This is a genomic window from Agrobacterium sp. 10MFCol1.1 (assembly GCF_000381165.1).
Taxonomy (GTDB): Bacteria; Pseudomonadota; Alphaproteobacteria; order Rhizobiales; family Rhizobiaceae; genus Agrobacterium; species Agrobacterium tumefaciens.
On the sequence record NZ_KB906072.1, the window covers coordinates 627,507 to 640,449 of the forward strand.

Annotated in this window: 14 protein-coding genes; 1 reads left to right on the plus strand and 13 read right to left on the minus strand. The window is 58.5% G+C overall.

Going from position 1 to position 12,943, the window contains the following annotated elements; translation table 11 throughout:
- Positions 1-2 precede the first annotated feature (2 nt).
- Complete coding sequence (locus F617_RS0103280) at positions 3-902, plus strand: ribokinase (RefSeq protein WP_013635377.1); 900 nt, start codon at positions 3-5, stop codon at positions 900-902.
- A gap of 12 nt (positions 903-914) precedes the next feature.
- Here the strand turns inward: F617_RS0103280 and trmB are convergent, their stop codons facing one another.
- The 13 genes from trmB to F617_RS0103345 form a co-directional block, all read right to left on the minus strand.
- On the minus strand, positions 915-1,613 hold the full coding sequence (gene trmB / locus F617_RS0103285; RefSeq protein WP_003514809.1) for a tRNA (guanosine(46)-N7)-methyltransferase TrmB: 699 nt from the start codon (positions 1,611-1,613) through the stop codon (positions 915-917).
- 173 nt (positions 1,614-1,786) lie between these two features.
- Positions 1,787-3,049, minus strand: coding sequence for a methionine adenosyltransferase (gene metK, locus F617_RS0103290; RefSeq protein WP_003514808.1), 1,263 nt, complete (start codon positions 3,047-3,049; stop codon positions 1,787-1,789).
- A 188-nt stretch (positions 3,050-3,237) separates the two neighbouring features.
- Positions 3,238-3,657, minus strand: a complete 420-nt coding sequence (locus tag F617_RS0103295; RefSeq protein WP_003514807.1) for a helix-turn-helix domain-containing protein — start codon at positions 3,655-3,657, stop codon at positions 3,238-3,240.
- 134 nt (positions 3,658-3,791) lie between these two features.
- On the minus strand, positions 3,792-5,381 hold the full coding sequence (gene lnt / locus F617_RS0103300; RefSeq protein WP_003514805.1) for an apolipoprotein N-acyltransferase: 1,590 nt from the start codon (positions 5,379-5,381) through the stop codon (positions 3,792-3,794).
- 199 nt (positions 5,382-5,580) lie between these two features.
- Positions 5,581-6,726 (minus strand): hemolysin family protein, encoded by a 1,146-nt coding sequence (locus tag F617_RS0103305; protein WP_003514803.1) that lies wholly within the window; start codon positions 6,724-6,726, stop codon positions 5,581-5,583.
- A gap of 15 nt (positions 6,727-6,741) precedes the next feature.
- Positions 6,742-7,248: an rRNA maturation RNase YbeY gene (ybeY, locus tag F617_RS0103310; protein WP_019564421.1), complete on the minus strand. Its 507-nt coding sequence runs from the start codon at positions 7,246-7,248 to the stop codon at positions 6,742-6,744.
- 9 nt (positions 7,249-7,257) lie between these two features.
- A complete protein-coding gene (locus F617_RS0103315) occupies positions 7,258-8,313 on the minus strand; it encodes a PhoH family protein (RefSeq protein ID WP_026330651.1) in 1,056 nt (351 codons plus the stop codon).
- A 40-nt stretch (positions 8,314-8,353) separates the two neighbouring features.
- Complete coding sequence (gene miaB, locus F617_RS0103320; protein WP_019564423.1) at positions 8,354-9,757, minus strand: tRNA (N6-isopentenyl adenosine(37)-C2)-methylthiotransferase MiaB; 1,404 nt, start codon at positions 9,755-9,757, stop codon at positions 8,354-8,356.
- 64 nt (positions 9,758-9,821) lie between these two features.
- Positions 9,822-10,616 (minus strand): 1-acyl-sn-glycerol-3-phosphate acyltransferase, encoded by a 795-nt coding sequence (locus tag F617_RS0103325; protein WP_019564424.1) that lies wholly within the window; start codon positions 10,614-10,616, stop codon positions 9,822-9,824.
- A gap of 30 nt (positions 10,617-10,646) precedes the next feature.
- On the minus strand, positions 10,647-11,075 hold the full coding sequence (locus tag F617_RS0103330) for a Fur family transcriptional regulator (RefSeq protein WP_003514787.1): 429 nt from the start codon (positions 11,073-11,075) through the stop codon (positions 10,647-10,649).
- Between the two features lie 69 nt (positions 11,076-11,144).
- Positions 11,145-11,639 (minus strand): GNAT family N-acetyltransferase, encoded by a 495-nt coding sequence (locus F617_RS0103335; protein WP_003514785.1) that lies wholly within the window; start codon positions 11,637-11,639, stop codon positions 11,145-11,147.
- A 39-nt stretch (positions 11,640-11,678) separates the two neighbouring features.
- Positions 11,679-12,347: a tRNA (adenosine(37)-N6)-threonylcarbamoyltransferase complex dimerization subunit type 1 TsaB gene (tsaB, locus tag F617_RS0103340; RefSeq protein WP_013635371.1), complete on the minus strand. Its 669-nt coding sequence runs from the start codon at positions 12,345-12,347 to the stop codon at positions 11,679-11,681.
- A gap of 21 nt (positions 12,348-12,368) precedes the next feature.
- Positions 12,369-12,932, minus strand: a complete 564-nt coding sequence (locus tag F617_RS0103345; RefSeq protein WP_003514783.1) for a NifU family protein — start codon at positions 12,930-12,932, stop codon at positions 12,369-12,371.
- Positions 12,933-12,943: the final 11 nt, after the last annotated feature.

Genomic DNA, 12,943 nt, shown 5'->3' on the forward strand with positions numbered 1-12,943 from the left:
TGATGATTACTGTTTTCGGCTCCATCAACATGGATCTCGTCGCCACCGCCAAACGCCTGCCCAAACCCGGTGAAACCGTGACGGGAGAGACCTTTTCCACGGCGGCCGGCGGAAAGGGAGCCAATCAGGCGCTTGCCGCACGGCGCGCAGGTGCAACGGTCAAAATGGCGGGCGCTACGGGTGATGACACCTTTGCCGCGCCAGCGCTGACATTGCTGCGCGATGCCGGCACCGATCTGTCGCTCGTCAAGACCGCGCCCGGCCCCACGGGAACCGCCGTAATCCTGATCGGTGAAGGCGGGGAGAACATGATCTCGGTCATTCCCGCCGCCAATGGCGAAGTTTCCGCATCCGACGCCGCAAGAGCCGTGGCGGAGATGGCAGCGGGCGATATTCTGATGCTTCAGTTCGAGGTGCCCGCACCCTCAATCGAAGCAGCACTGACGGCCGCGAAGGCTAAACGCATCACCACTATCATCAATACCGCGCCGCTGACCGCGGACGGGCCGCGCCTTGCCAGCCTTGCCGATATCGTCATCGCCAATGAAACCGAGTTCGAACTGCTGATCGGCAAAAACGGACTTTCAGCCTCCGAACGGGAAAATGAACTCAAATCCCTGCATGAGCAGACCGGCCAGACATTGATCGTGACGCTTGGTGCTGATGGCGTGATCGCCATTCGCAACGGCAAGGTCTTCAAGGCGTCCGGTCTCAAGATCGAGCCGGTCGATACTGTTGGCGCTGGCGATACATTCTGCGGTTATCTCGCCGCCAGCCTCGATCAGGGTATGGATTTCGAAAAGGCGCTGAAGCGCGCCGCCGTCGCAGGCTCGCTCGCCTGCACCCGCGCCGGCGCCCAGCCTTCCATTCCGGTCGCAGCCGAAGTGGACGCGAATATCTGACGGTTCGAGCTGTTAAATGCGAATGAAAGTGAGATAGGCCGAGCTGCGGCCTTCTCTTTTCGCCTTGTTCTCATAACGCGTGCCCGGCCAGTTGGCATAGGGGGTGTGCCAGTCCTCGGCACTTGCCGCCGTCCACTCGAAACCGCCGTGGCGAGCGCAATGCTGTAGCGTCCAGTTGACGTAGGTATCGATATCGGAAGCAAAGCAGAACTTGCCACCGGGTTTCAGGACGCGATGGAAACGGGCAAGATTGACGTCGGAAACGAAACGGCGCTTCCAGTGCTTCTTCTTCGGCCAGGGATCGGGATAGAGAAGATCGATGTGATCGATCGACCCATCCGGCAGCCAATCCAGCAATTGCGTCGCGTCATCATCGTAAAGGCGGATATTCATCAACTCGCCTTCACGCACGCTTGCCAGCAGCTTGGCCATGGAATTGACGAAGGGCTCGACGCCGATAAAGCCGGTCTCAGGATTTTCAACCGCGCGGTGGGCAAGGTGCTCGCCGCCGCCGAAACCGATTTCCAGACGGACCGATTTCACATCCGCCGGAAAGAGAGCGACGAGATTTTTCGGAGGCGCGCTTTCCAGATCGATTTTCAGCAAAGGCAGCAGGTTTTCGATCGTATCGATCTGCTGATTGCGCAGGGGCTTGCCCTTGCGTCTGCCAAAAAACGCTTCCGTTGCGCGCGAACGCCGCTCTTCCGTCATGTCATACTCTCAAGAACAAATAGACTAAACCCGCACAGGGCCACTTGAATGGCACTATGCGGGTTACAAATGGTGCAACCGGTATCTCTCAATCCCCGCCTAATGACAAGGCTTAGAGCAAGTCCCCGCATTTTCCGAACGTAAAATCGCTACGCAATTTTACTGGAAATGCTTCAAGCGCTCAAAGCTTCCTTGAGCGGCTTCACCAGATCGAGCTTCTCCCAGGAGAAGGAACCGTCACGGCCCGCCTTGCGACCGAAATGGCCGTAGGAAGACGTTTTGGCATAGATCGGCTTGTTGAGATCGAGATGACGGCGAATGCCCGACGGCGAGAGATCCATGACCTTGCGGATGGCGCCTTCGACCTGATCTTCGCTGACCTTGCCGGTACCGTGCAGATCGACATAAATCGACAGAGGCTGGGCGATGCCGATCGCGTAGGAAATCTGAATGGTGCAGCGCTCGGCCAGACCGGCAGCCACCACGTTCTTGGCCAGATAGCGGGCAGCATAGGCCGCGGAACGGTCGACCTTGGTCGTGTCCTTGCCGGAGAATGCACCGCCGCCATGGGGGGCAGCACCGCCATAGGTGTCCACGATGATTTTGCGGCCGGTCAGACCCGCATCGCCATCGGGACCACCGATGACGAATTTGCCCGTCGGGTTGATATACCACTGGCAATCATCGGCGATCTTCAGGTCACCCAGAGCTTCGCGGATATAGGGTTCGACAACTTCGCGAACCTTCTTCGAATCCCAGCTGGCATCGAGATGCTGCGTGGACAAAACGATGGACACGGCTTCCGAAGCCTTGCCGTCGACGTAACGAACCGTCACCTGGCTCTTGGCGTCGGGACCGAGTTTCGCAGCTTCGCCTTCGCCGCTTTTACGGGCGGTCGCGAGCAGCTGCAGAATACGGTGGGAATAATAGATCGGAGCCGGCATCAGGTCCGGCGTTTCCTTGCAGGCGTAACCGAACATGATGCCCTGGTCGCCAGCACCCTCGTCGCCCTGCTTGTCGGAGGCGTTGTCCACGCCCTGCGCGATATCCGCCGACTGCGGATGCAGGAGAACGTCGATCTTCGCCGTCTTCCAGTGGAAACCATCCTGCTCGTAGCCGATGTCGCGGATCGCCTTGCGGGCAGCCGACTTGAACTTCGAGGGATTGATGACCGGGTGGCCGGCAGCATCCTTGAGAACCTTGCCGTCCTTGTCCTTTTTCAGCAGGGTATCGGGAACCCGAACCTCACCGGCGATAATGACGCGGTTCGTCGTCGCAAGCGTTTCGCATGCGATGCGCACGGTCCAGGGGTCGACACCCGTCTTGGATGCCTCACGATAGATGAGATCCACGATTTCATCGGAAATACGATCACAAACCTTGTCCGGATGACCTTCGGCCACGGACTCGCTGGTGAACAGGTAATTGGCACGCATGCGGGATTCCCCTCAAAGAACGGTCTTCGAGTTTGTTAGTCATTTCGGCCATGAAAGACAAGGACACAACCACATAAATATATCTTTATGTGAGAATTCCTTTCTAATTGGGCACAAAAAAACGGCCCTTGCGGACCGTTGAGTGTCCAGCGCCGTACGCTGGAAAATAAAGCAGTCGCCTGCGAGTGCTACTCAGCATCCCCTTCGGCGGCGAGCGACTTCACGAGATCAACGAGGCGGCGGCGAACCTTCGGGTCGGCGATCTTCACGAAAGCGCGGTTCAGTTGCAAGCCTTCGGCAGACGACAGGAAATCCACCACGTAATTGGAACTCGATGCTTCTGCCATGCCCGTCGTGCCGACGGCCTGATCTCCCGGCGCGTCCTCGAAGAAGAAGGAAACCGGCACATTCAGAATCGCGGAAATATTCTGCAGGCGGCTGGCGCCCACGCGGTTCGTGCCCTTTTCATACTTCTGAATTTGCTGAAAAGTAATTCCGAGGCTTTCACCCAGCTTTTCCTGGCTCATGCCCAGCATGGTTCTGCGAAGACGAATTCGGCTTCCGACATGAATGTCGATGGGGTTAGGCTTTTTCTTATTTTCGGTCATCATGCGGTCCTGACACTCGGAAAGGGTTGATATCTCGTTTCATTGCTTATTCGAAGAAATGAGCTGGTATTTCGACAGCGTCTAAACTTGTTTTACGACTGACGTATTCACTATGCAATTGTAGGGGTTCCCGGTCAATTCTGGCGCCGGGCAAAACGCCAGGCAGAAAATACCGAAACGGTCAGCATGATAGAAAAAATCAACCAGAAATACGTCCGATGTATGTCGTAAGTAACAGCGTCATTTGACCCACCACTCAAGGTGGCGTCAACAATTCCGACCCGGCCGTAATCCAACCCGGCAATAATACGACCATAGGGATCTATAACGGCTGAAATTCCGGTATTAGCGCCGCGAATCACCGGCACTCCCGTTTCAACGGCCCGTACTCTTGCCTGCAGAAAATGCTGATAAGGGCCGGGTGTATCGCCGAACCAGCCATCATTCGTGACGTTCAGGATCGCTGCGGCGCCCGCCAGACCAGGGGTCATCTCTTCGGGAAAAATGATCTCGTAGCAGATCAGGGGATAGAGGGTTTTACCGGAAGGAAGCGTCAAAGGCGTGCGCGAAGACGCGGCTGAAAAGCCGCCCGGCAGGCTGATGACATTATTGATGCCGAATCCCCGTAGAATATCTTCGAAAGGGACATATTCTCCAAAGGGTGTCAGATGGACCTTGTCGGTCGCGCCGATGATCTCGCCCTGACTGTCAATCGCATAGACCGAATTGTAATAACGCGGAGGCCGGCCGGCACCGGCATCTTCCATTCTGACCGCACCGGTAAACAGGACCTGCCCGTCCTCAAGCGTCTTGGCGATTTCCGCCAGAGCGTCCGGATTTTGCGTCAGGATGAAAGGCACGGAGGTCTCCGGCCAAACAATGATATCTGGGCGTTTTTTTCCTTCGCCGGGCGGCAGGCCCGTCAAGCGTAGATGCTCGCTGAAAATCTCGGCCCTGTCTGCATTCAGCATCTTGCGGGACTGGTCGATCGACGGCTGCACGATCCTCACGGTCAGCGCGTCCGCAGGTGTCTCCAACGGTGTCTGAAGGCGGTAAAAGCCATAACCAAAATGGCCAGCCAGCAGCAGGCCCGCCACAATGAGACCCGGCCACATGCCTTTTTTCGTGCCGATCAAGGCAGGCGAGGCGAAGATGAAAACGGCAAGCGTGGTGACACCAAAAAGACCAAGCAGATGCGCCGACTGCATCATGATCGGCACAGGCATGATGCCATAACCGATGGCGTTCCAGGGAAAGCCAGTTGCTATGAAGCTGCGGAGCCATTCCAAAAGGCCGAATGCGGCCGCAAGTGCGGCGATACGGCCGAGACCGTCCGACCAGACGATATTGGCGGCTGCGACCGCAAAACCGTAAAACACGGCGAGAACAGCCGGAAGGCCGAGGATGGCGAGCGGTAGCGCCCAGGCGAACTCGTCAGCTTCCAGCAGGAGCGCATTGCCCAGCCACCACAGGCCCGCCACGAAATAACCAAGGCCGAAACACCAACCGATGCCGAAAGCGGGCATGATACGGCTGAAGATGCCGCCGCCCGGCTTGCCGGTGCAGCCATCGACCAACCAGACAAGCAGGGTGAAAGACAAAAAAAGCGCCGCGAAAAAGCCAACCGGAGGCAAGGCCAGCGCTCCAACCGCGCCTGCGGCAATCGCCATCACTGCGCGGCTTTTGCCGCCGGCCAGCATTACCCTGCCTGCAAGACGCTCCATGCCATCTCCGTTTAATGCCTACCCGGAAAAGCCCAACCCCGGCATGGCCGTGCAAAGGAATTTCCCTTTAGACTCGACGTAAAGGAAAAAAGATTCGCAGTCCACAGAAGGGATGATCGCCGGAGCACCGTGCGTCCTTTTGGACCCTTGATGACGCGTTCAAGGAGCGGCGGCGACGGGGAGCATCCCGTCGCCCACCTCAGTCAGCGTTTTGCTGGTGGGTGATGAGGCGAACATCCGGCGCGGGCAGCGGAATAACCTCATCGGCATCGGCATCGCCCGGCGCGCGGTCATCCTGCCCTTCCGAGCCATGATCGCGGACGATACGGACACCCTTGATACGCCTTGTATCCGCATCGAGGATCTGGAACTCGAAACCAGGTACGGCCCTGACCACTTCACCCTTGGCCGGAATGCGGCCGAGTGCGAAGAATATCAGGCCGCCGAGCGTATCGATTTCTTCAAGATGTTCGCGGACATCGAATTCCGGTCCGATTGCCTCGGCAAGTTCTGTAAGCTCTGCGCGGGCATCCGCCACCAGCACGTCGGCGGACAGACGCGAAAACATCGTCTCGTCCTTGTCGTGCTCGTCATCAATGTCACCCACGACCATCTCGACGATGTCCTCATGGCTGACGAGACCGTCCGTGCCACCATATTCGTCGATCACCAGGGCAAGCTGTGTTCTCTGTGCCTGCATGGTCTTCAAAAGATCGGAGGCCAGCATGGAGGGGGGTGCAAAAAGAATTTTACGCACCAGCCCGGCATCGGCGACCGTCTGTTCCAGATCCACCCGAGCCAGGTCAAAATTCGGTCGCGGCGAGCGCGGAGCCTTCGCCTCGCCATAGGCAACGCCACGCGATCCCACCCGGCGTTTGTTGCGGGCCTGCTTGGCGACATAGGCCAGCAGATCGCGAATGTGGATCATGCCCTTCGGATTATCCAGCGTCTCATCGTAGACCGGCATGCGGGAGCGCCCGGTTTCCTCAAAGAGGATCAGAGCTTCGCCGATGGTCATATTCTGGTCGAGACCGTCGATATCCACGCGTGGGATCATGATATCTTCGACCCGAACCTCCCGGAAACGCAGGATATTGTTCAGCATCGCCCGCTCTTCGGGCGAAAAGGCGGCACCGATTTCGGTGTCGTCCATCAGCGCGTCGGTCAAATCCTCGCGCAGGCGCTCACCCTGTGACGGTTTCAGCAACCGTCCAATGCGCGACCAGATCGTCGATCTCGGCTTTGCATTGGAGTCGTTCCGTAAATGACTACTGCCCTCCTCCGAGGAGGACTGCTCGCCGTTTTCTCTGCCCTCATTGGCAGGTCGTGCAGAATGTTCGTTCATGGCTCCAGACAATATTCAAAGCGGTTCCTGTCCCGCATAAGGATCAGATAGGCCAAGCACCGCCAAAATGCGAGTCTCAAGCGACTCCATTTCTTCCGCCTCCTCCTCATCCATGTGGTCATAACCGAACAGGTGCAGGAACCCATGAACAAGAAGATGGGTCAGATGATCCTCGAAACTCTTCTCAAGTTCAAGAGCCTCGCGTTCAACCGTCTCGCGCGCGATGACGATATCGCCCAGCATCGGGCCGGGCATGCCGCCCGGTTCCAGCGGAAAAGCGGGGAAAGACAAGACATTGGTTGCCTTGTCCTTGTCGCGCCATTCGGCATTGATTTCCCGGATATTTTCATCGTCGGTAAAGACCAGCGACAGTTCCACCGGCATTTTCGGGAAGGGTTGTTTCTCTTCCCGCTTCAAAAAATCAACCGCCGCATCCAGCGCCTTGGTGGCAAAGGCAAGAAGGTCCTCTTCCGAGGACCACCCTTCGGCCTCGACGCTGATTTGAATATCCAGAGCTGTCATTGTCTTGCGTCAGTTGCCCTTCAGGAGGCTTTCATCCGGCACCGCCGTGTGGGATTCGTAGGCCCGCACGATGCGCGCCACCATCGGATGGCGCACGACGTCCACATCCTTGAAGCGCACGACGGATACACCTTCCACATCGGTGAGGATTTGCAGTGCCTCGACAAGGCCCGACTTCACGCCGCGCGGAAGGTCCACCTGGCTTGGGTCGCCGGTCACGATCATGCGGCCTTTCTCACCGAGACGGGTGAGGAACATTTTCATCTGCATGGTCGTGGTGTTCTGGGCTTCGTCCAGAATGACGGCGGCGTTGGCAAGCGTGCGTCCGCGCATGAAGGCCAGCGGCGCAATTTCGATGACGCCCGCCTGAATGGCGCGCTCCACCTTGTCACCCGGCATCATGTCGTAAAGCGCGTCGTAAAGCGGGCGCAGATAAGGATCGACCTTCTCCTTCATGTCGCCCGGCAGGAAGCCAAGGCGTTCGCCCGCTTCTACTGCGGGACGCGAGAGGATGATGCGGTCGACCGCACCACGCTCCAGAAGTTGCGCTGCATGCGCCACGGCAAGATAGGTCTTGCCGGTGCCGGCGGGGCCGACGCCGAAAACCAGTTCGGATTGCTCCAGCGCCCGCATGTAGACATCCTGGGTGGGCGTTCGGGCAGCGACGGTCTTCTTGCGCGTGGAAATCTGCGCCATGGAGATCTTCGCCTTGCGCTCCATCGTCGGCAAGGTCAGCTGGTCATCTGCCGCCATGGCCATGCGGATCGCGCCTTCCACGTCGGAAACCTCGGCGGTTCCGCCCTTGAGCAGACGCTCGTAAAGGAAATCCAGCGCCCGGCGAGCCTGATTGGTGGCAACGACATCGCCGGTGATGGCAACGGAATTGCCGCGCGGGCGCGCATCGATGTTGAGGCGTTGTTCCAGCAATTTGAGGTTCTGATCGAACTGACCGAATAGCTCTCCCGCTATCCTGTTATTCTCGAACGTGAGGACGAAGTGATTGGCGTCGGTCGCGGCTTGGCGTGGCTGGCGCGATGAAGGTGATACCAATTCATGTGCGTTCAAGCGGTCAGGCTCCTGTCCCAATCAGTGTCGGCTCCTCACTCTAACTCTCTGCCACCTCGGCAAACAAGCTGTTTGGACCCGTTGCGGTGATTCGTACATTAACAATGTCACCGATTTTCAAAGTCTTTGCATCAAGATTCACAGATTGCAGCCAGGGAGAGCGACCTATCAACTGTTCAGGCATGCGGCCGGGCTTTTCCAGCAACACATCCATCGTCTTTCCGACCAGCGATTCCGCAAATTCCTTCTGCTGCCGCAAGAGCAGCGCCTGCAATCGTTCCAGCCGCTCGGCCTTCACCTCTTCCGCAACCTGATCCGTCAGATCGGCGCCCGGCGTTCCGGGGCGTGTGGAATATTTGAATGAAAAGGCCTGCGCATATTTCACCTGTTCGATGATCGCCATCGTGTCTTCGAAATCACGATCCGTCTCGCCGGGGAAGCCAACAATAAAATCCCCGGACATGGCGATATCAGGGCGGGCGGCCCGGATTTTTTCAATGAGCTGGATATATTCCTCACCTGTGTGGCGACGATTCATCGCCTTCAGAATGCGATCCGACCCGGACTGAACAGGCAAATGCAGATAGGGCATCAGAATGCGCAGGTCGCGATGTGCGCCAATCAAGCGGTCATCCATGTCGCGCGGATGGCTGGTGGTATAGCGAAGGCGTGCAAGACCGGGAATTTCCGCCAGCCGGTAAAGAAGCTCGGCAAGTCCCCATTTTTCGCCCTTCGGGCCTTCGCCCTGCCAGGCATTGACGTTCTGGCCGAGCAGCGTGATTTCGCGCACACCGGCATCCACCAGTTTCATCGCCTCATCGACGATCTGGCGCACGGGACGCGAAACTTCCGAACCACGCGTATAGGGCACAACACAGAAGGTGCAGAACTTGTCGCAGCCTTCCTGCACCGTCAAAAATGCCGTGACGCCGCGCGTACGCAGTGTTGCCTTTTCGGCCACCGGCAGATGTTCGAACTTGTCCTCAACGGCATATTCGGTCTCGATGACGCGCTCGCCGCCGCGCACCCGCTTCAGGGCGTCCGGCAGGCGATGATAGGTCTGTGGGCCGATGACGACATCGACGGCTGGCGCACGGCGAAGGATTTCCTCGCCTTCCGCCTGCGCCACACATCCGGCAACGCCGATCACGAATTCGCGGCCCTGTTCTTCGCGCGATTTTTTCATGTCGCGCAGGCGGCCGAGCGCCGAATAGACCTTTTCAGCGGCCTTTTCGCGGATGTGACAGGTGTTCAGAAGCACCAGATCCGCCTCGCCCATATCCTCCGTCTGAACGTAACCGTCCTTCGCCAGCGCATCGCTCATGCGGACGGAATCGTAGACGTTCATCTGACAGCCATAGGTCTTGATGAAGACCTTCCTGCTGTTAGAGCCCTCGCGGGCAATCATTTCGGGGGCATCGAGGCCAAGCGTTTCCTGGGTCATGGCGGTTATCTAGTGTTTTTCACGCCCGGATTAAACAGAAAAATACCGGAAAAGCTGGAATGCTCTATTTCCGCCAGCCACCACGCAGGCTGAACGCCAACATGGAACGGATAGAAGCGGCGATATCGGTCGCCAGACGCTTGCGGTTATCCGTGCTGTGAAACGGAACGCTGTCGCCGAATGTAACGTCGACGTCGATAGCACCTGCCCTGATGATACCGAGCAGATGCGGCACCAGAGTTATGCTGCCCGGCCAGGCCGCAATGACCCGGTGGTAACGTCCCATGGCCATGCCCTGCACCCGCGTATAGGCGATTGCAACCGGCTGCACATAGACGAGCTTGCCCGGAACCTGCTCGGCAGCCGTGGAGGCTGCGCCAAACAGCGAGGATTTGACGGCAAGCATGCGGTTGCCGTCAGAGGTGGTGCCTTCCGGGAACAACACGACAATCTCGCCATCGGCCATGCGCGCGGCGATCTCGCCGACCTGCGCACCGGTGCTGCGCTTCTGCTCGCGCTGGACGAAGATGCTTTTCTGCAGACGGGCGAGCCAGCCAAAGACGGGCCAGTCACGCACTTCCGTCTTGGCGATGAACACCACGTCGGCAATACTGCCGAGAACGAGAATGTCCTTCCACGAGGCGTGGTTGACCGCCAGCATCAGCGGTTTTGCCCGCTCCACATCCCCATGGACATGCACGCGGATGCCGAGGACATGGCAGGCGATGCGGTGCCAGATGCGGGGAATGCGGCGACGAAGCCGCCAGTCGAAGGCAAGGCCCAACAGTTGCAGCGGCAGCAATATAAGCGTGACGATCAGGAGAACGACCGCAATATAGGCTGTCCGAAGCCACATCATGATTGAACCGTGCGCTTGCTCACCAGCGTCTCAATGTTCGCCGGGCTTCAACGGTACACCGTAGAGTTCGAGCCGGTGATCAACGAGCTTGAAGCCATGTTCCCTGGCGATCTTTTCCTGAAGCGCCTCGATCTCGGGTGAATGAAACTCGATGACCACACTGTTCTTCAGATCGATCAGATGATCGTGATGTTCCTCAGGCACGGTCTCGTAACGCGAGCGGCCATCGCGAAAATCATGACGCTCGATGATGCCGGCGTCCTCGAACAGCTTCACCGTTCTGTAAACGGTGGAAATCGAGATGCGCGGATCCACGGCGGAGGAACGGCGGTAAAGCTCCTCGACATCAGGATGGTCTGCCGATTCCTGCAGCACGCGGGCGATGACACGGCGCTGGTCCGTCATCCGCATGCCGCGTTCGGCACAAAGTTCCTCCAGCGTTTTCGAAAGGTCTATCACGTCTTCTGGCCTTTTGAGTATTCCGGTTGAATTTCGGGGCTGTCGCCGAAAAATGCCTGTCGCAGGGAACTAGCGAAGATCGCGGCGCATGACAAGCGCCGTCGACTTCGCGCCATCCTTGGCGGTGTAATAGGCCTTGCGCTCAGCGACCGTTTTGAAGCCGAGCTTTTTATAAAGTCCCAGGGCGGAGGCATTGTTGCTGTCCACTTCCAGGAACATCGTTTCGGCACCGCGCATCATCGCCTCACGGACGGCCGATTGCATCAGGCGCCAGCCGAGGCCGGTGCGCGCGAACTTGTCGGCCACCGCAACGGTCAGGATTTCCGCCTCGCCGGCCACTTCGCGCGCAAGCACGAAACCACCGAGCGGTTTGCTGAAAAATGCGTTCGTCTGCCGCGCGACGGCACCGAAAACCGAGCCTTGCGTCAACAGCCCGGAAAACTCCCCGTCATTCCAGGGGCGCGGAAAGCGCAGCGCATGCAATTCCGCCACTCCGGCGCAATCCTCATGCTGCATCGGCACGATCTCGAAATAGGGCTTCCAGCTTAGATATTCGTCAAACATAACAAGGAATCATCCGCACGCATTTACGGGTGCCACCTATCAGGCAACGCTCTGGCGTGCCAGCGCAAAACCCGTCTGCGGCCGGGCATCCGGGCCGCGAAGGTAAAGCGGTGCGGGTTTCGGCATGCCTTTCGGCTTGCGTCCACCCGCCCGCGCGACAGTGGAAATCGGAAAATGATCGGGCCCTGACCCCGTGTCGAAACCCTGAAAAAGGGGTGCGGCGGAACCGATAATGGCGCCATCGAAACCGGAGAGAGCCGTTTTGGCATCCTCCAGAGACAAAAGCGCGGCCTCGAGGAGCGGCGATCCATCCTCTGCAAATGTCTGGAGGTAGGCTTCGCCCCGTTTGGCGTCGAGCCCGACAGCCACTGGCCGGCCGGGATTTTCCAGCAGATGATGCAAGGCGATCGTCTCAAGCGTGGTTACGCCGACTGCCTCTATGCCGAGCGACAGGGCAAAACCACGCGCGGCGGCAACGCCGACGCGAATGCCGGTAAAGGAACCCGGTCCGATCGTTACCGCGATGCGCCCGACTTTCTGAAGCGGTAGCTGCGCCTGCTGCAGGGCACCATCAATCACAGCCATCAGCCGCTCGGCATGACCTTTTCCGATGGTTTCGCATACCTCGCCAAGCACCGTGTCGGAGGCGCTGTCATAGACGCAGGCGGAACAGTCCACACCTGAGGTATCGAGTGCGAGAACAATCATGGCGCGGCCTGGCTTACAACGTCATACAGCTTCGACTTCTCGCACTTCCGGCACGAAATGGCGAAGCAGGTTCTGGACGCCGTGCTTCAGCGTGGCGGTGGAGGACGGGCAACCGGAGCAGGCGCCCTTCATGTTCAGGAACACGGTGCCGTCGCGGAAACCACGGAAAGTGATATCGCCACCATCCTGCGCCACGGCGGGGCGGACGCGGGTATCCAGCAGTTCCTTGATGGTGGCGACGATGGTTTCGTCACCCGCTTCAAAGAACTCGCCTTCCTCATCCGACACTTCAGCCGCAATGGCAGTGCCCATGATGGGGCGGCCAGACATGAAATGCTCCATGATCGAACCAAGAATGGCGGGCTTCAGATGCTGCCATTCGGCGTCATCCTTGGTGACGGTGATGAAATCGAAGCCGAAATAAACGCCGGTGACACCCGGAATGGTGAAGAGGCGCTCTGCCAGCGGCGAGGCCTGCGCCTGCGCGGGGTTGAGAAACTCAGCCGTGCCGCTTTCCAGCACCACCTTGCCCGGCAGGAACTTGAGGGTCGCGGGGTTCGGCGTGGCTTCCGTCTGAATGAACATTATCTGTCTCC